The 23,161-nt window shown below is 69.1% G+C and carries 13 protein-coding genes; 11 read left to right on the plus strand and 2 right to left on the minus strand.

Going from position 1 to position 23,161, the window contains the following annotated elements:
- Positions 1–3: 3 nt before the first annotated feature.
- The gene (locus tag AB1578_03040) at positions 4–558 is read left to right on the plus strand and encodes an HD domain-containing protein (protein ID MEW6486873.1); all 555 of its coding nucleotides are present in this window, start codon (positions 4–6) and stop codon (positions 556–558) included.
- Here AB1578_03040 and AB1578_03045 read toward each other — a convergent pair.
- A complete protein-coding gene (locus tag AB1578_03045; protein ID MEW6486874.1) occupies positions 555–1,130 on the minus strand; it encodes a TlpA disulfide reductase family protein in 576 nt (191 codons plus the stop codon). The two genes, AB1578_03040 and AB1578_03045, sit on opposite strands and share 4 nt — an antisense overlap.
- 124 nt (positions 1,131–1,254) lie before the next feature.
- Positions 1,255–1,794: a TlpA disulfide reductase family protein gene (locus AB1578_03050; protein ID MEW6486875.1), complete on the minus strand. Its 540-nt coding sequence runs from the start codon at positions 1,792–1,794 to the stop codon at positions 1,255–1,257.
- Positions 1,795–2,235: 441 nt separating this feature from the next.
- Between AB1578_03050 and AB1578_03055 the strand changes: the two genes are divergently transcribed.
- From AB1578_03055 to AB1578_03100, 10 genes are all read left to right on the plus strand, one after another.
- Complete coding sequence (locus AB1578_03055) at positions 2,236–2,814, plus strand: sigma-70 family RNA polymerase sigma factor (protein MEW6486876.1); 579 nt, start codon at positions 2,236–2,238, stop codon at positions 2,812–2,814.
- The gene (locus tag AB1578_03060; protein ID MEW6486877.1) at positions 2,811–3,470 is read left to right on the plus strand and encodes a hypothetical protein; all 660 of its coding nucleotides are present in this window, start codon (positions 2,811–2,813) and stop codon (positions 3,468–3,470) included. Before AB1578_03055 ends, AB1578_03060 begins: the two co-directional genes overlap by 4 nt.
- A gap of 72 nt (positions 3,471–3,542) precedes the next feature.
- The gene (locus tag AB1578_03065) at positions 3,543–4,211 is read left to right on the plus strand and encodes a zf-HC2 domain-containing protein (GenBank protein MEW6486878.1); all 669 of its coding nucleotides are present in this window, start codon (positions 3,543–3,545) and stop codon (positions 4,209–4,211) included.
- Between the two features lie 46 nt (positions 4,212–4,257).
- Positions 4,258–5,952, plus strand: coding sequence for a cytochrome c3 family protein (locus AB1578_03070; protein ID MEW6486879.1), 1,695 nt, complete (start codon positions 4,258–4,260; stop codon positions 5,950–5,952).
- 28 nt (positions 5,953–5,980) lie between these two features.
- Positions 5,981–6,508: a TlpA disulfide reductase family protein gene (locus AB1578_03075; GenBank protein ID MEW6486880.1), complete on the plus strand. Its 528-nt coding sequence runs from the start codon at positions 5,981–5,983 to the stop codon at positions 6,506–6,508.
- Positions 6,509–6,634: 126 nt separating this feature from the next.
- On the plus strand, positions 6,635–7,477 hold the full coding sequence (locus tag AB1578_03080) for a carboxypeptidase-like regulatory domain-containing protein (GenBank protein ID MEW6486881.1): 843 nt from the start codon (positions 6,635–6,637) through the stop codon (positions 7,475–7,477).
- A gap of 56 nt (positions 7,478–7,533) precedes the next feature.
- The gene (locus AB1578_03085) at positions 7,534–8,886 is read left to right on the plus strand and encodes a hypothetical protein (GenBank protein ID MEW6486882.1); all 1,353 of its coding nucleotides are present in this window, start codon (positions 7,534–7,536) and stop codon (positions 8,884–8,886) included.
- 18 nt (positions 8,887–8,904) lie between these two features.
- The gene (locus tag AB1578_03090) at positions 8,905–11,490 is read left to right on the plus strand and encodes a hypothetical protein (protein MEW6486883.1); all 2,586 of its coding nucleotides are present in this window, start codon (positions 8,905–8,907) and stop codon (positions 11,488–11,490) included.
- Between the two features lie 10 nt (positions 11,491–11,500).
- Positions 11,501–15,022: a CxxxxCH/CxxCH domain-containing protein gene (locus tag AB1578_03095; protein ID MEW6486884.1), complete on the plus strand. Its 3,522-nt coding sequence runs from the start codon at positions 11,501–11,503 to the stop codon at positions 15,020–15,022.
- Between the two features lie 97 nt (positions 15,023–15,119).
- A partial coding sequence (locus tag AB1578_03100; GenBank protein ID MEW6486885.1) for a CxxxxCH/CxxCH domain-containing protein occupies positions 15,120–23,161 on the plus strand: 8,042 nt, incomplete at its 3' end.

Genomic DNA, 23,161 nt, shown 5'->3' on the forward strand with positions numbered 1-23,161 from the left:
GCGGTGGGGCAGCTACCGGGCCACACCGGGGGGGTGCCCGGGCGGGAGGAGTGCCGCAGGCTCCTGGAGAGCCACGGGGTTCCGCCCCACATCCGCCGCCACAGCGAGCAGGTGGCACGGGTGACCCTCCGGCTTGGCGAGGCGCTCGGCGCTGCGGGGTTCCCGCTGGACCTGGACCGCCTCGAGGCAGCCGCGCTCCTTCACGACATCGCCAAGGCGGACTGCCTCGGCGGCCGCCAGGATCACGCGCGGGAGGGCGGCGCGCGGCTTCGGGCCCTGGGGTATCCGGAGGTGGCCGCCCTGGTGGAGCGCCACGTGGACTTGGGGGCGTGGGAGCCGGCGGGAGAGGTGACCGAGGCCGAGGTCCTGAACTACGCCGACAAGCGGGTACGCCACGAAGAGGTGGTGACCCTGGGGGAGCGGTTCCAGGACCTCCTCGAACGCTACGGGAAGGACCGGCCCGCCGCCCAGGCGCGCATCCGCGACAACTGGAGGATCATGGAAGAGCTGGAGGCGAAGCTCTTTGCGCGGCTGCCCTTCGGGCCCGACGCGCTCTAGCGGGCCAGGGCCTTGCGGATGGCCTCCTCGATGGCCGGCCCCTCCTCGCGCCCCACGTGCGTCCAGCTCACCTTGCCGTCCACGCCGATCAGCACGCTGCTGGGCGTGCCCAGAACCCCGTAGGCGTCGGCCGTCTTGTACTGGGTGCCCTCCATCTCCTCCCACAGGACCCGAAACCCGAAGTTCCCCGCCGCCACGTACTGCTTGACCGCCTTCTCCAGCTTGGGCCCGTCCAGGTTGATGGCCAGCATCTCGAACCCCTGATCGGCGTATTTCTTGGTGATCTCGTCCAGGAGGGGAATTTCTTCCCGGCAGGGGCCGCAGAAGAACGACCAGAAGGCCAGCAGCACGGCCTTCTGGCCCTGGTAGTCGGACAGCGAGACCGTGTTGCCCTCCAGGTCCAGCAGGGCGAAGGGGATCGGATCGGACCCGGGGGCGAGCATCCCGTTCGGGTCGGTCTTTCTGCCCTTGACCGCCGTCGCTTCGCCCGCGGCCCGCGCGTCGGCTCCCCACAGGAGAAACGCCGCGAGAGACAGGCACAAGAGGAATCCGGAAGGCCTTGCCGCGATCATGTGCGGATGCTCCTTTCGCTTTGCGCGCAACGGCGGAGCCCCAGATGGCCCCGCGTTCTGCCAGGGCACGGCCCTCCCCCCGTGGTGGGGATTCGAGCGGTGCGGCCGGCGGTTCGGGCACGGATCAGGGGGCGAGCCCCAGCAACTCCCGGATCGTCGCCTCGGTCTCGTTCTCGTCACCCGGGGCGTACCCCACGTGGTAGTAGGCCACCTTTCCCTCACGGTCGATGAGGATGACCGTGGGCAGCACGCTCACCCCGTACTTGGCCGCCACTTGTCTCTGCTTGTCGATGACCACGGGGTAGGGGATGCGGAAGGGCAGCCCCTCTATGAACTTTGCCACCCGCTTGGTCCCGAAGCTGTCGAGATCGATTCCCACCGTGAGGAATCCCTGGTCCTTGTATCGTTCGTGCAGGGTCACCAGGTGCGGCATGGCCTGAACGCAGGCCACGCAGTAGATCGACCAGAAATCCAGAAGGATGGCGCTCTTGCCCAGGTGCGGCCCCAGGTCGAACTCCACGCCGTCGAGCTGGGGGGCCGAGAAGCGCGGCGCCGCCTCCCCAACCTGGGGCTTTTCCGAACCCGAGCCGAAGAAGGCCCCTGCCGGAGAGGAACCCAGAAGGGCCCACAGGGCGGCGAACAGGACCAAGGGGGCGCGGGCCACGGTCTCCTCCGGGCGGTCGGCCGGCACATCCGGCTCTCGGGTCCGCAACACGGGAGCAAGCTCTGTGCCGCACGACACCCGGCCGATAGCTTGCGCGATGGGAGAACCGGGTGTCAAACCCTATCGACCGGCAGACGCCGGACTTTACCGGCCCGGGAGTGCGCGCTCCGCGCCTCCCGAAGCGGCGGACCGGCTGGCCGATTCCCGGGGACCCCCCGGGCCCTGCGCGCGGCAGCGGGTTGCTCCGGCTCTCTCGTCTCCGGTGAGCCCGGGGGCCGCGGTATGCCTCTTGCTAACTTGCCGATTCTTATGCCCCAATGGCGTGGCACCCCTTCTGCGGGCACGGGCGGGTCTCGTGGGGGCGGGTGGACGACGGCCTGGAGCTGCGGATTTTCACTCACCCGGTCCGCCATTGTGCTCACCGTTTCCCCGAGGACTCCCGTGGTGCACCCTCCCTTCTTCGACGACGACGCTCAACTCGCCGATCGCGCCCGCCAGGGCGATCGGGAGGCGTTCGGCGCCCTCGTGGAGAAGTTTCAGCGAGCCATCTACAGCTACGCCCTGCACTTCTTCCGCAACCCCACCCGGGCCGAAGACCTCACCCAGGAGACCTTTCTTCGCGCCTTCCGGTTCCTGCACACCTACGACCCGAGCCGCCGGTTTTCCACCTGGCTCTATGCGGTGGCGAGAAATCTTTGTATCGACGGCCACCGGGAGGGAGTACGTGAGAACCACGCGGACCTGGATACGCTCCACCCGCGGCACCTGGTGGCGTCCCCGGGTGCTCCCAACCCCTTGCAGCAGCTCGAGGACCGGGAGGACCGGGAGCGCCTCCTGCGGGCGGTCCACCAACTGCCCGAGAAGTATCGAACCCCGGTCATCCTGTGTTACATGCAGGGGCTGCCGTATCAGGAGATCAGCGACATCTTGGGAATCTCGCTCAACAACACGAAGATTCGCATCTTCCGGGCCAAGAAGGTGATCGTCAAGCTCCTGGGCGTCGAGGAGGGCGGCGAATGAGCCACGCATGGCCTGCCGGGGCAGGGCGGATCGCCTCCTCCGGGGGCCGGGGAGCCGCGGCGCGGGGATGGGTGGTGCTCGCCCTGTGCCTGTTCGTGCTGCCGGCCCTCGTCTCCGTGCCTGCCCGGGCACAGACCCAGGTCCAGCGGCCCCAGGCCCAGCCGGGAGAGCCCGGGGGGGGGCAGGGGGACGCGGAAGAGGTGCGGCGCCTGTTTCGGCAGGCCGTCTCCCTCGGGGTCACGGAGCGGGAGCTGGGCCGCCTGGTGGAGTCCGCCCGCCGGGCGGGCTTTACCGAAGGAGAGCTCCAGCGGGTGCTGCGGCTGGTGGCGGGGGCCAGGCTGGGGGGGCTTCCCCACTTCGACCTCCTGAACAAGCTGCGCGAGGGGCTGGCGAAGGGCGCCAACCCCGATGCGATCCAGGCGGCCCTGGAGCACAAGGCCCAGTCCCTGCGCCGGGCCAAGGGGCTCGCCGACTCCCTCATCCTCGAGGGGTGGTCCACCCGCGACTACTCCCTCACCGTCCAGATGCTCTCCGACGCCCTCGACGCCGGGGCCGGCGCGGCGGACATCCTGCGCTCGGTGCGCGAGGGCACGCCCTGTGGCGAAGGCATGCCCGACCTGCGGTCTGCCTTTCGCAGCGGGGGCCCGGGGAAGTAACCAGCCCGTCTCCCGACCGTACACGGGAGCGCTACGGCTTCATTAGACTTGAGGAAGAGGGGAGGCGATCCGATGAATTGCAGGGAGTTCGAGGCCCTGTGGATCGGCCGGCTCGAAGGCCGGCTGTCCGGCGCCGAGGCCGCGCGGCTCGATGGTCATGCGGCGGGGTGTGCCCCGTGCCGCCGGCTGGTGACGGAGCTGGAGAAGCTGGAAATGCGGCTGGAGGCCCTCTCCGAAGAGCCGGCGGAACCCCCGCCCTACCTCGCCGCCCGAATTCGGGCGCGGCTCGGCGAGGTGCCCCGGCGCCGGGGCTGGCTGGGGGGCTGGGCGGTTCGGCCGCTCTTCTCGGCGCGGTGGCTCCTGGTGTGCACGACGGCTTCGCTCGCGTTCTTTGCCGGGCTCCTGGCACGAGAGGTGCACCGGCTCAACGAGTGGTTCCGCTCGTCGGGCAACGTGCAGCAGGTCGTTCTGGAGTACCCGGGTACGGAGGGAGAAGACGTGCGCCTGGTGGGCGACTTCAACGGCTGGGGCCGCTCCCCCGGGCCGGTGCGGGCCGAGCGCCGGGAGGACCGCTGGATCTTCCGGGTGGAACTGGCGCCCGGCCGCTACCAGTACGCCTTCCTCGTGGACGGCAAAACGTGGTTGCCCGACCCGGAGGCCCCGAGTATGATCCCCGACGGTTTTGGGGGTTCAAACTCGCTCTTGTACGTGCACGGACGAGGGGAGAGTCAGTCCCTGTGAGGGGAGGACAAGGCCTGCCGGAAATGTGGTCTTCCGAGGTCGCCCCGTGAGAAATAGGGCACAGCCGGTCGCAGGGAGAACCGCTTCGGGCGGTTTCTCCCTGTTCGTCGTTCTGTGGTGTGTGTTTCTCGCCGCCGCTGCGCCGGCCCAGATGGTGGGGAGCCGGCATGACTTCGTGCAGTACGGGTTTAGCGGCGGCGGGGCCTGCGCTGCGTGCCACGTGCCCCACAACGCCGCCACGATCCGCCTGTACCCGCGCCCCGTCGGGGCTACGGTGCTCCTTCTGTGCAAAGACTGCCACAAGGACGCGAGCCCGGCGCTTCCCACCGGACCGGGTTGGACCACGGTGACGGGCGCGCCCACCCCGCCCCGGTACCCCCACCCCGCGGAGACCCGCTTCGACGACTGCACCCGGTGCCACGCCCACATCGGACCCGATCCCTTCGGCCCGCCTCCCAACGACGACTGCCTCACCTGCCACAAGGCCGGCGGGGTCTCCAGCATCGACATCGACGGGCTCTTCGCACAGATCGGGGAGAATCTGGAGCCTAACCCGCCGATCCTGAGCCAGCACAACGCCTATTACATCACCGACGGCAACACGGGCACCTACGAGCCCTTCTGGCCCGCGGCGGCGGGGGGCAACGCCAACGAGTGCAAGAAGTGCCACGGCGACAAGGCCGAAGACGGCGTGGCGCTTCGGCACCCGAGCAGCACCGTGCGCCTGGTGGAGACCGGGCCGCGCACGGGGATGCTGCGCTCGGCGTTCCTCGTGTACAGCGATGCCTCCGGAAACGCCATGACCCCGACCGCCACCTACGCCTACCCGCGGCAGCCCGACGACAAGCGGCTCTACGAGCTGTTTTGCGCGAACTGCCACAAGGGCAAGCCGGAGGGGTCCACTCCGGTCTCCGAGAAGCTCGGCGGGCCCCTCGGCGGCTCCCAGGTGGGACCCACGCTTCGTACGAACCCGGCCAACCAGCAGCCTCCTCCATCGCCGCCCGCCAGCGGGTGGATCGTCGCCGCGGTACCCCCCAAGGATGCCCAACTCCCGGCTCCCTATCTCAACGACCGGGCGACGGGGAGGCCCGAGTACTTTGCGTACTTCGGCACCAACGGCCACGGCAACCTGGCGGCGCCCATCAGCGGGGGGACGATGGACCGCACCTGCCTCTCCGGAGGCACCAACGGCTTCGACGGCTGCCACGTGCCCCACGGGAGCCGGAGCCGGTTTCTCCTGGACGACGCCCTCATGTTCCCGCCGGCGGGGATCAAGACGGCGAGCGGCGTGGGCACGGCCGTGTGCATGGCGGCGGACTGTCACGTGCCGGGGGTGAACTTCGCCCTGGACCAGTCTGCGGGCCAGATCTCGACCTTCCACGGCTGGTGGGCCAACGGCACCGTGCTCCACGACAACAGCCCGCTCAACGGCGGCGTCCCTCCGTTTCCTGCGCTCGACGGCATGAGCCAGTGGCGCGTCTACGGCAAGGCCAACATGAACATCTCCGGTGCCGCCGCCCCGGTCGGAATCCTGCCGTTCTACGGTGATCCGGCCGGCGCGACGGAGCTCCACCAGCGCGCCTACCCCACGGCCCTGAGCGGCACGGCCTCCTGGGTGAGCTGCCTCACGTGCCACGACCCCCACGGCACGGGGCCGGATACCGAGCCTGGGATGGGTCGGCGCTTTGACGATACCATGTCGTATACGAGCCCCCTCTGCGGCGAGTGCCACGTGGAGTAGGGGCTCCACCCGGGAGAGCAGACGACCGATGACCACTATGCGCGACTCCGGATTTGGGATCTCCTTGCTTCTCTCGGCCTTTGCCGCCGCTTTGCTCCTGGGCCCGGCCCCGGTTCAGGCCGCGGCCGAGGGGGAACCCCTTCCCGCCATCACCCTGCCCGACGCCGCCACCGAGAAGCCGGTGGACCTCGGTGCCCACTTCCAGGGCAGCGTCGGCGCCATCTCCTACATGCAGACCTCCTGCGCGGCGTGCCGCCAGGAGCTCTTGGCCCTCAAGGACCTCCGGGGCAAGTACCCGGAGCTCAAGGTGGTGGCCATCAGCGTCGACTCCGGAAACCCCGCCCGCGTCGCCCGCTACCGGGAGCACTTCGGGTTCGACTTCCCCTTCGTCCACGACCCGGACTTCAAGACCCCCGAGCTCTTCGGGTTCTCCTTCACCCCGGCCCTGGTGCTCGTGGCGAAGGACGGAACCATCGGCCTCCTCAAGGGCGGCTACCGGCCCGGAGACGAAGTGGAGCTGGAAAAGAAGATTCTCGAGCTTACGGGAAAGCAGTAAGGCTCGTCTCACGCAACGGCGCAACGACGCAGCGTGAAGAGAGCACAAGGGTTTTCGTTGCGTCGTTGCGCCGTTGCGTGAGACATGTTTTCCGTTTCGTTTCCTCGGTCCCCACGAGTTGGAGCCATGCGAGGAATGACATTGCCCCTGGTTCGGCGTTGCACGCTCCTGGTGGGGATGCTCCTGCCCCTGGCGGCGGGCGCCCAGCAGCCCCCCATCCCCCTCGAGAGGGTCACCTACCGGGACGTGGCGGGGCAGGTCGTGGACGGCGACAGCGGGGCGCCGGTGGAGGGGATCGCGGTCAGCCTCCTCTACGAGGTCACCGTCACCGACGACGCGGGCCGGTTCCGGTTCGAGAAGGTACCGCTCACCCACACCGCCGAGGTGAGCATCCGGGTGCAGAGCAAGACCGGGCTCATCATCGGATGCACCACCATCGACGTGCCCGTGCGCTTCTATCCCCTGGCCGCGGAGGCCGACGGCAGGTTCGCCATCGCCATCGTCGACCCGAGCACGGAGGAGCCCGTCACCCTGCGCCTCGAAGCGCTGCCCTCCCAGAGCGTCGACCAGGCCTGTCGGCAGTGCCACGAGTCCAACCCGTGCATGGAGCAGGCCACCTTCGAGCAGGTCGTCCAGAGCGGCAAAGATCTGCGCGGCATCATCGTCCGCGAGGACAAGATGGAGGAAACGCGCCGCCAGCTCCTGCAGCAGGGGCTCCAGCGCGACACCTACGTCAAGATGCGCTACCAGGACACCCATCCCGACGGGATGAACATGGAGCTGATCCCCATCCTGGAGCTCGAGGAGTACCGGGGCCGTTTCCGCAAGCCTACGAACCTCAAGCTGGTGGACGACAAGTTCGTCAACTGCGACACGTGCCACACGCGGCACGTGCCCACCGCGCAGAAGCACTACGTGGTGATGCCCTACGAGCAGGAAAGCCAACTGTGCTACGAGTGCCACCGCTGAGCACCGGGCCGAAGCGGCCGGCGCAAGAAGAGGATGGGGTGCGCCCTGGGAGGGGCTTGCCCGCATCCCAATCCTCGGCAGAAGACCCACAGCGTTGGGGCGCCGGAAGGCTCCTGTGGCGAGGGCTCGCTGCCTTCGCCGCCGCCGTGGTGCTCGCCTCGGCGCTCGGCTGCGCTGCCGGCGCAGTGCGCTCCGAGCCGGAGCCGGGTGACGCTCTCGCCCCGGGCGCGCCCGCGGCACAAGATCGGCTCCGCTTCGAGCTGCCCCCCCCGCCCGAGCGCACGGAGGCCCAGGCGTGGGAGAGCGCGAACGCGCGCGCCCGGGCCATGGCCGCCGACATGGGGCGCGAGATCGCCGCGGTGGTCCCTCCCCCGATTCCTGCCGAGGTGGCGTCTCCTCCCCCTGCCGTTGCACCGTCGCCGCCGCGGGTTGCTCCTCCGGCGCCCCTCCCCTCCGTGCCGCCTTCGCCCGATCGCACCCCTGCCGGGCCTGCCGTCGCTGCGGGTACGGCGCCGGTACGGGCCGCGGTTCCCTCAGTGCGGGTTGCGCGCAAGTACACCACGGAGAACGGCCTGCCCTCGAACCGCATCACCGCCCTGTATGTGGACGCCGAGGACGCCTGGGTGGGCACGGCGGATGCCGGGGTGGCGCGGCTCAACTTCGCGGAGGGCAACTGGATCGTCACGCGGGTGGAAGACGGGCTGACCTCGAACCGGATTACCGACATCGCCCAGGTCAAGGACCTGGTCTTCGTGGGAACCCAGGAGGGGGTCAGCGTCTGGGACGGGGTTTCCTGGAAGACCGAGACGGAGGCCGCCGGCGTGCCCCTGGTGAATCCGGTCTTCGCGGTCCACGAGGGCACGCTTTGGCTCTCGAGCCGGACCATGCGGGGCGGTTTGGTGACCTTCGACGGCATTTCCTGGCGCAACCGGTCCACCATGATGCCCGGAGGGGTCCTCAACAACGTCTCCAGCCTGGGATTTTCGGGCAAGGACGTGTGGCTCGGCACCTCCAACCGCGGCGTATACCGGTTCGACGGGAAGGAGTGGACCACCTACACCGTCAGCGATGGGATCACGAGCAACTTTATCTACACGCTGGCGGTAAGGGGGGGCACCTGTTTCCTGGGAGGCTGCTGCGGCGTCAGCGCTTTCGAAGGGGGCACGTGGCGCGTCTACGACATTGCCGAGGGCCTGCCGCACTCGACGGTGAACGCGATCGCAGTGGCCGGCGAGCTGGTCTGGTTCGGCTCGAAGAAGGGCCTGGGACTCTTCGACGGCTTCGACTTCACGAACTTCTACATGGCGGACGGCCTGACCGACGATCGCATCACCAGCCTCTTCGTCAAGGGTGCAGAGGTGTGGGTGGGCACGGCCAACGGTCTGACCGTCCTCGAAACCAGTTACTGACCGGGAGAGCGCACAGCGATGTCTACAGCGCAGCCCCGTCTGCCCGTCCGCGCCCCAGGGGTGGCCGTGAGGCTCTTCCTGGCCGGGGCAGCTCTTGCCGTCGTGCTCCTGGGGGTGCGGGCAAGCTGGGCAGACCACTCCCTCGGCTATCCCTGCCTGCAGTGCCACGCCCTCCGCTCGACGAAGGTGAAGGTGGGCACCCGGAACATCTTTACCGACCGGATCGATCCCTACGCCCTGTACACACAGTACTGGTATTGCGGCAACTCCTTCAGCGGGGGTCAGCCCCTCGACTGTTCCTACTGCCACTCCGAGGGTTCGGACATCGGGCTGGAGATTGGTTGGGATCGGGGGGGGGCCGCGGGCTCGGCCTCTTCGGCCCACCCGGTGGACGTGATCGGCCCCGCAACGAGCTATGGAGCGGGGCGCATCAAGTGCAGCGACTGCCACAACGCCGACGTGTCCCCCTCGGACCCTTTTTGCGGCAAGACGGCGGATGACGGCTACCCCAACCACAAAAACCTCTCGGCCGTGACCGTCGACACGGGCACGAACCAGCGTACGGGAGCCGCCGCTCACCTGGACCCCAGCTACAAGTACGGCGACACGGACACCGACGCAGCCTACGGCGTGGACTGGACGGCGGCGACGTTCACCGGGTCTAACGTCCCCCTCTGCTTCAAGTGCCACACCGACATCAAGGCCAAGTACGACGCCCCTAACGGAGGGCACAACATCCGCAGCCGCTCGGACGACAGCGCCAACCAGAACGGCACGCTCACGAAAAAGCTCGGCTGCTACAACTGCCACGACCCCCACGCCTCGACCGACAACCCGAGCACGACCGACGTCACCGAAGGCAACGCCGCCCTCATCGTGACCCGGGCCGTCGGATACTCCCACACCCCCTACGGCACGAGCTATACGGGGGCCAACCTGCCTCCCGTGGGCTACACGGGGGCCAACGACCGCTTGGTGTGCTACGGCTGCCACAGTGGGTACCTGGTCGAGGGCCAGACCCTCGGCGACGTCCTCGATCCCGATGTCTTCAGCCCCCGGTTCCCCTTTCACCAGAACGCCCACGCCGACCTCGGCTCGTCGGGCAACTGCCTCCAGAAGAACAACGGGTGCCACCAGGACGTCCACAACACCGACATCTACCGCTGCCTCGACTGCCACAGCACGGCGGTGACCTCCGCCATGGGCTCGCCGCCCGCGCGCCTCGTGGCCGTGGCCCACGTGGACGACGACTTCGGCCGGACGGCCGAGGGGGTCGGCAAGGTGTTCCACGGCGACCGGTGGAGCCAGCACTCGGTGCGCTACGACGACGACCCCACCCTCTCGACCGACAACCTGACGCTGGACCTGAGCGACCCGGCCGTCAACGAGTGCCTCAAGTGCCACCGGGTGCGGGCCCAAACCGCGATCTCCGGCAGAATGCCCATGGTGTGGGTGGGTACCCTCCTGAGCGGTACTGCCTACGGTCGGCCTTCGGCCGGGCCCACTGGATGGAGCAACCGCGAGGCGCTCAACCATTACGACCCCTTCTGCCTCTCGTGTCACAACGGCGGCTACCCGGCATTTCGCGGCAACCTGCCCGCCCCCAACGTCGGAAGGTACTTCGCCTCGGCCGGCCATGGGAGGACGACGAGCTTCTCCCTACCCTCGTCGAACGGAGCACCGAAGATTCCCTGCCTCGAGTGCCACCTGTACCACGGGTCTTCCGCCTACAAGCTCCTGCCTGGCGACTCCCTCGTGGGGCAGGCCAGGGTGGTGAAGGGGTTTGCCTATGCGCGGCAGACCACGGGTACCGTCTTCCCCCTCGGGGACAACACCGACAGCCGCAAGATCGACTACACCGACTACACCGACAAGGGGGGTACACCCGACAGCCCCACCCTCTACAACAGCCGACTGAGCGGCAGAGCGAGCAACGACCTGCGGTCCGGGTACCTGTCGAACTACACGGTGGACTGGTCCACCAATCGGGGCGACACGCCTCGAAACCCCGCCGGCATCTGGACGCCCTTCGGCACCTCGGGCGACGTGCGGCCGAACACCCAGAACAGCAACCGGTCCCTCGATTGCAACCAGGACGCCACCGACGCCAGGAATACCACGACGCCGAAGATCGGCTTCTGCAACGCGTGCCACTTCTACTCCAACAGCACCGACGGGACGGCCAGCGCCTACGGGCGCATCTACACCCACGAGGGCGACCCAGGCGGAACCAACTGCGCCGGGCAGCCCACCGGAGACAAGATCGCCTTCTTCAAGGACTGCGCCGAGTGCCACGATCCCCACGGCTCGGGGAGCAGCACTAACGCCAACTTCTTCATGATCCGAGGCAAGATCAAGCACGGCAAGACCGAGAACCTCACCGACGCACAGAACTCCTCCAACTGGACGGAGGTCAACTTCTACGTCTCGGGGGCAGACCCGGTGCCGCCCTACGATCCGAACAAGACGAGCAACAGCGAGCACCTGTGCAACGTCTGCCACTCGGGCCTTCTCTGGAGCAACCTGGATCCGGCCCAGGACACGGCGGACCACGCCCTGGGCCAACGGTGTACCCAATGCCACCCGCACAGCGAGAGCCCGTGAGGAGGAGGGGATGAAACGCGCGCACGTCCTCCTGGGGCTGCTGGCAGTCGGGGCCGCCCTCTTCCTCGTGCCGCAGGCCGCGCGGGCCCACAACACCCGGATGGTCGGGTTCGGGCTCGCCAGTGCCTACCAGCCCGGCTCGTGCAGCTTCTGCCACGGCCAGGCTGTCGATGGCAGCCCTGTGGGCCAATATTGGCCCGCGGCAGCCCCCGGATCGTACCCGAACCGAGCGGCCGACCACCCCCAGCACATCGCCGCCCTGAGCCAGGCGCGGTACCAGGAGACGACCGCCGTCCTCGTCACCGACACGGCAAAAGGTGCGGCCCACGACAAGCAGGTTGCCCTGTGCCTTGCCTGCCACCCCGATCCCGGCCAGCCCCGGGCCGGCACCGGGGAGTCCTCCCACGCCGTGAACGCCGACCCCGCCGGCATCGCCGACGTGCACGGGGACGGCCGCACCCCGAGCACCGCCTCCACCTTCCAGACGATTCGAAAGCAGGACGACCCCTCCCTCGCGGGTGTCGCGCAGGTGGTCTCGGGAACCTACAGCAACTCCACCGCCGCCAGCGGCAAGCGCTGCTCCACCGTCGACTGCCACTACCGGGTCCCGACCCCCGTGACCGGCGCGAGCCCGGACGGCTGGTACAACCCGGCTGCTGTTGCTACGTGCTCCAACTGCCACGGGTCGGGCACGGCGGGGGCGCTTCTGCCCAACGTCCACCTGGCCCACGTGGCCGCCTTTCCCCCGGCCAACAACCGGCCGCCGGGGAAGGGGTACGCCTGCACCCAGTGCCACCCGGCCCACGGCACCAACATGAGCCACCAGAACGGTTCGATCGACCTGAGCTTTGCTTCTGCGCTTGGCGAGCCGGGGCCGGTCCAGGGTTTCCAGACGGGCAGCGACCTGCTGGTGAAGTTCGGAGGGGCAGGCGCGTACGCCACTTGTGAGAGCTTCTACTGTCACGGCTCCGATCTGAACAACGGCGGCACCGACCAGACCCCCCTCTGGAGCGACTTCACGACCGGCAACTGCGGCACCTGCCACGGCGTGAATGGGGATCCTGTCGCGCTGGGCCGAGCTCCCGGCAAGGCGGTGACCTCGGGGAGCCACCCCGTCCACTTCACCGTGCCGCGCGGTCCCGTTCTGCTGGACGACCACGCGTCCGCGGGCTGCTACCAGTGCCACAACAGCGTGGTGGCGGCCGACCACGCGGCCGGATGCGGCGACTGCCATCCGAGTTACTTCGACGGTGCCGCCACTATCATGGGAGGCGCGATCGGCCCGGGTGCCTCCAATCCCACCCCCACCCACGTGGATCTCAAGGTTGACTTCGGCAACACCGTGCAGACCACCGCCACCCAGTCGGTGCTGGGCACGACCGCACCGGCGGGGGCCCCGGACGCCACGAGCACCGACCGCTGTAACAACTGCCACTCCACGGCCTCGATCCCCGCGGTGGGCGTCGGGACCGTGCTCGCCAAGGCGAACTGGGCGAGCGCCGCGTACGAGCTTCCGTGCCTCACGTGCCACAACGCGGCGGACCCGGCGACGCGCAACGCGGACGGCTCCGGCGTCCTCGCTCCCCCCAAGGACACCCACTACGCCACCCGCGGCCACGGGCTCGCGACGGGTTCACGCTACCCATGGTCCTCCAACCGCTCCGGGGCCGGGGCCGCGTGCAGCGACTGCCACGCCACGGCAGCCGCCCACATCTCGGGAACCCTGGGCGACACCGACCGCCTCGGTACCGCGGGCAACGCGCTGTGCAACGGGTGCCACGACGGAAGCGGCTCGGGATCGGCAGTGAGCCAGGTCTCCACCCACGCCAACACTTCCACCACGATGACCAGCACCTATCAGCCGCAGCGGGCGTCGTTCCAGCTCAACTGCGCCGAGTGCCACGACGTGCACGGATCCGAGAACATCTTCATGATCGCGGCTCCGTCCCTGGACGGGCCCCTGGTCGCGCCGCGCCTCTACAGCGGCTCCGAGAACCTGAGCACCCTTCTGTACCGGGGGACCGTCTCCTTCCTGGACGACTCCGTCGGCACGAGCACGACGGTGGGCGCCGGGTACGCCAACCCCACCGTGGGAAACGGTAGCTTCGCGAGCTGGATCTGCCAGGCGTGTCACACGCAGACGGTGCACTTCCAGTACGACTCGAACGACGGGCACGTGAACACCGACTGCATCCTGTGCCACAAGCACGACTTCGACGGGACCTTCGGGACGACCAGCCAGGACGGCTTCATGCCCTCGGGCTGCAACGGCTGCCACGGGTACCCGCCGGTGCGGCCGGGCGAGGAGGGCGGCAACCCCGACTATCTGGCCGAGAACTACCCCGGCGGCGGCGGGTTCCACAAGGCCCATGTGGAGGCCTTGAAGGGCAAACTCGCCAGCTCCACCGACGCCCGGGAGATCTGCGGGCCCTGCCACGGGCAGGGGGCGGGGAGCACGAACCACGCGGAGTCCGGGCAGTCCACGGGAGCCTGGCCCACCTCGGCCCGAGACGTGGTCAACATCCGGGCCAAGGCGGCAGGGCAGAGCTCCTGGGGCTCCGGCACCTACGGCGGAGCGCTCGTGGACGCCACGGGCACGACGCCCGGCAACGTCGCCATGGACGCCGCCAACAGCCGGTGCGTGGCGCTCGACTGCCACGGCCAGCCCGCGGCGGGAGAGAACCTGAACTGGTTTTCGCCCATCACCGATGGTGCCGGGGCTTCGGACGGCCTTGCGAAGAGCCAGGCCTGCAAGGGGTGCCATGACCAGACCCCCTCCCAGTGGCGCGTGTACGACGCGGGAGGGACGCTCGCATACACGGGCAACGCCTCCAACGCTGCCGCCAACTACTACCGCACCTTGAGCGGCTACTCCCGCGGCGGCCACGGGGATGCCGGCATCCAGAACGAGGATCCCTTCGTCAACTCGGCTCCGGGGTCGACCACCCCGATCGACTGCACGGCGTGCCACGCCGATGGCGCCGACCACTTCCCGTCGGCTTCGGGCAATCGGAACCGCCTGTCCGTCGTCACGATCGAGAACACGGGGGGCACGGGCCTGTGCAACGGGTGCCATCCCCGCACCACCTACCCGGACAACCACCACCCGAGCCTTCAGGGCACGACGCAGAACCCGAATCGCGATATCGTGGTGAACGCGGCGTCCCAGCCCGTTCGCCAAGCGCCCACCACGTGGTTCGAGAACCCCCCGGGCAGCGATCACTGGGAGCAGGACGGCTACAGCGCCTCGGGCGTGTCCGGCAACCCGGACTTCTTCGTGGACTGGTGGAACGGCTCCGGCACCCCACCCAGGCCCCAACCCCTGGCCGTGCTGCCGCTCATCCAGTTCGTGGGCGACCAGAGCGGGACGACCAACACCGTGATCTGCGTCACGTGCCACAATCCCCACGGGACGGACCTCTATGTCTTCGATCCGGGAGGCATCGGCGGCGCGATCCCCGACAACAACATGCTGCGGCTGCGCGACGAGGACAACACGTTGTGCAACGCCTGTCACAAGAACCTGCCATAGGGACAGGGGCGTGAAACCAACGTCGTTTCATCCCGGTACCCCGGTCCACCGTTAGGGACAGGGCCCGCACTGGTCCGTTAGAGGCACAGGGATCGCCATGCCGAGCTCGACCAGCCCCACCATTGCACGCCTTGCGGGAGCCTTCTGGCTAGGCGCTCTCGCCGCGGCGGTGTGCCTCTTCGCCGCGGGCTCGCCCGCGCGGGCCGCTACACACTACCCGCCCGGCTCCTTCTGCGTCGACTGCCACGCCGTGAGCCAGTCGAAGATGGTGGTGGGAACCCGGCTCATCAAGAAGTCCCAGAAGACCGTCGATCTCGGCATCACCGAGTCGTCCACGGCCATCCGGTGTCTCTTCTGCCACGAGAAGAACGCGGTCTCCGTCACGAACCGAACGAAGATGATGGGGGTGTGGGACCACTTCAACGCCACGTCGCTCTCGAAGCATTCCGCCAACGAGAGGTCTGGATTCGGAGGGGACGCCACGTCGTTCGACTGCCTGGACTGCCACACGGGGCTTAGCGCAGGGGTGGTCACCGATACTCAGGGAAACGCCACGGTCCACGGCGTGGACGCGAGCCAGACCAACAACCTCAAGTACTCCGGCCTGATCGGCACCCCGGCGAACGAGGCCGCGGTGGAGGCGGCCACGTGCCGGAATGCCGCCTGCCACGGAAGCGCCACCCCCGTGCCCTACGGAACCATCTACGCCGCCAGCCCGGCCCATTCCTATGCGGCCACGACGATCTACGGCCAGCCCACCGCCGGCTGCTTCTCGTGCCACGGCAAGCACAACAGCTACCAGAACACCTCCCTCATCGTCTTGCGGACCGACGGCACCACCTCCAACCAGCCCACCGACAACCCCACCACCCGGGTGAGCCCCGACCGGTGCGGCGCGTGCCACACCCAGGACGACGGAGGGGCCGCAAGCGACTGGATGCTGCGGGGCCACGGGATGGCCACCGGCTACGGGGGCGACAGCATCGCGCTCAACTGCCTCTCGTGCCACGAGAGTACGAAGGCCCATGACTGGACAGGCGCGGACAAGCGCTTCAGCCTCCCGGTGCCCTCCGGGCTCTCGGGCATGGGCACGGGAAAGTCCATGCTCAGCGTCTGCACCACGTGCCACGCCGGGTTCACCTCCCACATGGCCACGGCGGGCTGCCTCGACTGCCACGAGCCCCACGGCCAGGGAATGGGGTCGGGGGTGGACCACAACATCATGATGGTGCGCCGGCAGGTGCCGGTCGCCGCGCCCCAGGACACGACCATCTTCCAGGTCTCGGGCATCCACGACACGGTGCCCAACTACGACTTCTGGCGGGCGGCGGATACCTCTGGGGCCGGGGGCTCGACCCGGGGGGTGTGCGACAACCGCGACTGCCACTTCGGGGTGCAAAATGTGAGCGGCCACGAGGTGTGGCCCCTCACGACCTACTTCGGCACCTGGGGCGCCGAGCACGGCCAGAGTCTTGTGGGCAACCAGGCGGTCGGCAGCAACTGCCAGGGCTGCCACAAGCACAGTATCATCGACCCTGGGGCTGGGTTCGGGGGAGCGGGGGCTTGCGCCGACTGCCACGGATACCCCCCTACCGGGAGCGACCCCTTCGTGGACAACCCGGACGCGGTGGGCGTACACGAACTGCACGTGGCCATCTACGGCACCAGCAATTGCAACCTCTGCCACTTCGGAAACACCCACAACGAGTCAAACTGGCTCGGAAACACGGGTATTCCGATTCCCGCCGGCACGGTGGACGTAGCCTTCAATCCCTCCCTCAATCCCGGAGTCGGGGCCCTCGTTCCGACCTACGACTCCGGTACCAACACCTGCTCGAACCTGCGCTGCCACAACCCCGACAGCGGCCCGGTGGGGACGGGGGTGGGCATCACCGGCAAGAGCGACACCGCCACGAACAACGCCCCCGTCTGGGTCAACGCCTACGCCCCCATCGTGGACTGCCTGGGCTGCCACGCGGCCTCGCCCGCGGCCAATCCCGACGGGGGAAGCCATTACAAGCATGACAACGCCGCAGCCAAGGGGTATTCCTGCCGCGTCTGCCACGCCGACGAGAACGCGGCGGCCAACACCTACAGCGGCACCCACGCCAGGGGGACGCTGAATACAACGGACATCGTGGCCTTCGACTTCTCCCTGGTGCCGGGCATCCCGGCGGGCGGCGTCTACACCGACGGCGCGTCGGGGGTGACGGGCGGCACGTGCGCCACCCTCTACTGCCACGGCGCCACACTCAACGCCGGAGGAACCCGGACGGTCGCCCCCAACTGGCCCGTGTGGGGAACGGCCGCCACCGGCGCCTGCGGCACCTGCCACGATGCGACCACGGTGGACGCGACCCCGGCTACCTCGATCTCCACCGGGAACCACCCGGCCCACCTCACGGCGGCCTATGGCCCCGTGTGGACGCCCAACGCGGCCACGGCCTGCGACAACTGCCACACAGGGAGCGCGCTCGCCACCGCCACCCACGTGGACGGCGGGAAGACCTTTGCCAACGTCGACACCTCCGTCGTGACCGCGAGCCTCCTGGGGCTCACGGCGCCGGTCGCGCCCCTAGACGGCTCGAGCACCGACCGGTGCAACTACTGCCACGCCACTGCCGTGGCCGTCGGCCAGACCTTGAGCGGCACCGTGCTGGCCAAGCAGAACTGGGCCACGGGCACCTACAAGCTCTCTTGCGAGACGTGCCACGCGGCGGCCGGGCCGGCGTGGTCCAAGGCCGCGGGGCCGCTCGCGGCAGATCCCAAGGTCCAGGCCCCGGGCGTCGACACCTACTACTCCCTGGTGGGTCACGGAAAGCCCAGCGGCACCTACAACGCCACCGGTGCCCCGGCGGCGAATCTCGGCTGCGCGGTCTGCCACGATACGGCCCTGGCGCACCTGAACCATGCCCTGGGCGACAACCGCTTCCTGGCGGTTTCCTCCGACGGGCTGGCCTATACCACGGCGGTGAGCGAGGTGTGCCTCGATTGCCACCGGCCGGGGCAGACCCTGGCCGGCGTCCTGGGTCGCGACGCCACCCGGGAGGCCACCGTGCACTCGGGGGGCGTCACGGGCCGATACAACACCAGCGCCCTGGCGCCCACGGCCTATCCCGCCTACGGCAACAGCGCCAACTACGCCACGAGCCCCGGCTACCAGTGCGCCGACTGCCACAACCCCCACGGCACGCCCAAGCTCGCCATGGTGAAGCCTTCCCTCGACGGGCAGCTCGGGGGGACGAGCAATCCGGTGGCGGTAGGCGCGGCCTTCGACTCCTCGGCGACCGATCTTCGCGGCCTCGATCCGACCACGGCCGCCAACGACGGCGCGTGCGACGCCTGCCACCGGTCTTCGGGGGAGGTGCGGCCCCATCCCGACACGAGCCACCCGGACAACCACAACCAGGGTGCGACGGGACTCTCGTGCGTGGGCTGCCACGACCACAAGCAGAGCTTCGTGGGCACCTGCACCGGCTGCCACGGCAACCCCGTTGCGGGCACCTGGTGGCCCGACGGCACCGCCCAGAACGGGAGCGACTACCCCAACCGCCCGGGCGACCACCAGCAGCACATCGACGCCATTTACGCGGTCAACGCGGCAACGCTCTCGGGCGCCACCGAGACGCAGAAGAAGAACCAGACCTGCGCCTGGTGCCACCCCAACCCGGGCGCCTCCCGGTCGGGCACGGGCGAGGCCGCCCACTTCGAGGCCACCTGGAACGCCCCCGCCGACCTCCACGGCGACGGGCGCGCGGGCGCCGCGGCGTCCACGTACCGGACCATCACGGGGGCGACCCAGGCCGCACAGGGAGCGTACAACAGTTCGATTGCCGCGGGCGGCAAGACCTGCTCCACGGTGGACTGCCACTACCGGGTCACCACCCCGACCACGGGCACCCCAACGGCGAACGGCGACGGCTGGTACCAGCCCCTGGCCATGGCCACCTGCTCCAACTGCCATGGCTCGGGCACCGCGGGAGCGGCGCTTCCCAACTCCCACCCCGCCCACGTGAACGCCCCCGCCGGGACCCCTGCCGGCATGGCCTACGGCTGCTGGTACTGCCACCCGAGCGGGGTGAACAACGCCGCGTACTCCACGAGCCACCAGGACGGCGCCGTCAACTGGAGCTTCGCCACCACGCTGGATCCGGCCGCGGGCGGCCCCCGCGCCGAGACCTACAACGCCCTGCCCACGGGGACCACCGCGGTGAAGTTCGGCACCGGGACGTTCGCCACCTGCCAGAGCTTGTACTGCCACGGCAACTTCCCCAACGGCGCCGTTGCCAATGCCCCCAACTGGGGCACGGCCGCCCACGGCGCGTGCGGCACCTGCCACGGCGTGTACGGGAGCCCCTTCAACTCGGGCGGGACTGCCCGGCCGCCGGTCACGTCGGGAAATCACCCCGTGCACTTCCAGCAGTACGACGCGAGCGGCGTCGCCGCGGTCTCGGTGGGGCCCCGGCTCGACCCCCATCCCGGCAACGCCCAGGGCGGCTGCAACGCCTGCCACAACATCCTGGAAAACTGCACGACCTCCTGCCACATGTCGGGCGTCGGGGCCAACCAGCCCACGGGGAGCCACGCGGACGGCACCGTCGACTTCCGAAACGGGGTGCTCACCTACCCAGCCCCCAACCCGGCCTTCGACCCCTACGTGCCGAACACCCTGGCCGCATCGCCCGCCTGCGACAACTGCCACTCCACGGCCGTGGCGGTGGGGCAGACCTTGAGCGGCGTGGCGCTCGCCAAGACGCCCGCCAACTGGAGCAACGCCTCCTACAAGCTCGCCTGCGTCACCTGCCACAACGCGGCGAACCCCTCGTGGTCCAAGGCGGGCGGAGCGGGTACGCCCAGTTCCAACGTCCGGGCCCCGGGCAAGGACGCGTACTACGCCGCCGACAACGGCGGCCACGGGCGTAGCGGAACGTTCTCGGCCACCGGGAACCCGGCCCCCAACTACGGGTGCGCCGTCTGCCACGACGAGGCCAAGACCCACGTGAGCCACGCCCTCGACGACCAGGACCGCCTGGTGGGAGCATTGACGGCCCAGACCGCCTGCGCGGACTGCCATGCGCCGGGGCAGTCGGCACCCGGTCCGGTGCTCGGGCGCGACGCCACGGTGGAGGCCAGCGCCCACGCTTCTTCGGTCACCGGCCGCTACGCCGGGAATCCGGCCTACAACTACTCCTGCGTCGTGTGCCACGAGCCCCACGGGACGTCGAACGTCGCGATGATCAAGACGACCATCGTCGACGGCATGGGAGCCTCGGCCACGAACGTGACGCTCCTCGCGGAGACCGGGCTCGACCCCACGAGCGCCGCCGACGACGGCGTGTGCGACCGCTGCCACGCCGACGCGGCGCAGGCCCACGCGAACACCACGCTCCCCAACAACCACAACTGGGGCGCGGCGTGCCTGTCGTGCCACGACCACAAGGAGAGCTTCCGGGGGAGCTGCACCGGGTGCCACGGCGGCGGTCTGGCCTCCGAGGGCAACGGCAACTGGTGGCCCGACAGCGTGCCCGCCGGCAGCGGCGGCCACGGAACCGCCTATCCCAACCGGCTCGCGGACCACCAGCAGCACATCGACGCGGTCGCAGTGGCCCGGTTCGGGGCGTCGCCCACCACGGCGCAGAAGAACACCACCTGCGCCACGTGCCACCCGAACCCCGGCGGCGCCAACCACGAGGTCAACACGGCAGGGTCTCTGGCGAGCACTGCCGACGTGCACGGCGACCCCCAGAACACCGGGACGTCGTTCCTGACCATTACCGGCGCCGCGAACGGGTTGACGACCGATACATACAACAACGCCGTCACGGCAGGAGGAAAGAGCTGCTCCACGGTGGACTGCCACTACCGGGTGACGACCCCCACGACGGGTACCCCCACGGCGGACGGCGACGGCTGGTTCCAGCCCCTGGCGGTGGCGACCTGCTCCAACTGCCATGGGTCGGGAACGGCGGGGGCGGCCCTTCCCAACGTGCACCCTGCTCACGTGAGCTCGAGCGCCGCTCTTCCGCCGGGGCGTGGATACGCCTGCACCCTGTGTCATCCCAACCACGGGACGAACATGGCGCACCAATCCGGGGCGGTGAACCTCGACTTTAGCGGGACCCTCGATCCCGGGGGTACCCGCACCGAGTCCTACTCGCTCGGCTCGTCCCCGCCGGTCAAGTTTGGCACCGGCACCTTCGGCACCTGCTCGAGCTTCTATTGCCACGGCGACGGCCTCGGGAACGGCGGAACAAACCAAACACCCAACTGGAACGATTACACTACGGGCAGTTGCGGCACGTGCCACGGAAGCTTCGGGAGCAATGCTACCGCGCTGAAGGAAGTATCGGGTGGGAATCATCCGGTGCACTACAAGCCGGACAGGGGGCCAAGGCTCTCGAACACGCACGCGGGGGACGGCTGCAATGCCTGTCACAATGCGGCGTCCGTGACATCGGAGTGCACGTCCTGCCACATCGGCACGGAAATGTATGGGGCCACGAATCCGGGAGCCAGCTCGCCCACGTCCACCCACGTGGACGGGAAGGTGGACTTCGTCAACAACAATCAGACGGTCTCCCCGTACGCCGTACTGGGCGCGTCGGCCCCTTCCGGCGCTCCCGACGCCACCAGCACCGACCGCTGCAACTACTGCCACTCCACCGCCACTGTCACCACCGCCTCGCTCCCCGGTGGGGGAGTGGGGACCGTGCTGGCCAAGGCCAACTGGTCCAACGGGGCCTACCAGCTCGACTGCCTCACCTGCCACAACGCTGCCGACGCCGCCTGGTCCAAGGCGGGTGGCGCTTCGGCCGCAGACCCCAAGGTTCGGGCGCCCGCGGTGTACGGCGACGGCACCAACTTTGGCGCCGAGGTGCGCGGCCACAGCCGGCCGGCTGCCCTGGGGGCCTATCCGGTCTCGAACAACACCCCGGGCAACCGGCCCTGCGGCGACTGCCACGACCTGGGGTCGACCCACGTGAACCATGCCAATGACACCACCTACGCCGGCAACCGCATGCGCAGCACCATCAACGGGGCCGCGGCGTCCAACGTGACCCAGGCGTGCCAGGCCTGCCACTCCACAACCGGAGCCTCGCCGGCGACGAAGAAGGACGTCAACACCCACTCGAACCAGGGCTACGCGGCCCGCCTCGAGGCCCAATTCACCACGGCCTGCGATCAATGCCACGAGCCTCACGGAATGGTGGCCAACGGCACCGGCTACAACATTTTCATGATGAACCCGACGGTGCGGATCACCGGGGCGGTGTCGGTCTCGGGAGTCCGCTTCGAGGGGCGCACCGGCAACTTCTCGTACAACGACACCCAGGGCACCAACAGCGACGACATCTGTGCCGTGTGCCACACGAACACCGCGAATCCGGGCTACCCGATGACCCACAACGCGGACGGCAACCACGCCGCGCCAGCCTACAACCGCGACGAGCGGGGCAACAACTGCGCCTCGTGCCACATCCACAACCAGGACTCGAACCTGGCCACCGCCGACGGCCTCATGGCGCTCCAGTGCAACGGCTGCCACAGCTACCCGGGCCTGCCCTTCATCGCGGGGACTCACCGGATGAGCTCCCCCCACGACGTGCACGTGGGCCGGCCGAGCAGCGAGGCCGCGGTGCCCAACAAGGGCTTCGAGTGCGCCAAGTGCCACAACGGCTCTGCCCACAACAGCGGCACCGGCGGGGCGATCACCTCGGCCGACCAGTGGGACAGCCTGGTTGCGCCCAACATCGACAACCGGGTGCAAGTGCGGTTCGATAGCTGGAACCCGGTGGCCGAGGCGGGCAATCCTGTGGACACGAGCCTCGACTCGACCTCGTTCAACGACATCAACAACACCTGCTCGAACCTTTACTGCCACGGCGCCACCTTTGCCGTGGTGAGCGGAAGCAAGACCGCCCCCGTCTGGCAGCCGGGGGACGGCGCGTGCGGCATGTGCCACGACACCGACACCACCGACACGACCGTGGGCACGTACCTCTCCACCGGCAACCACCGGGCCCACCTGGCCGACGCCTGGGGGCCGCAGTTCGGCACGGCGAGCGAGACGGCCTGCGCCAACTGCCACCCGGCCTACGGCACGGGCGCCGCGACCCACGTGAGCCTCATCGTGGACTT

Source organism: Thermodesulfobacteriota bacterium (genome assembly GCA_040756475.1).
In the GTDB taxonomy this organism is placed as follows: Bacteria; Desulfobacterota; Deferrisomatia; order Deferrisomatales; family JACRMM01; genus JBFLZB01.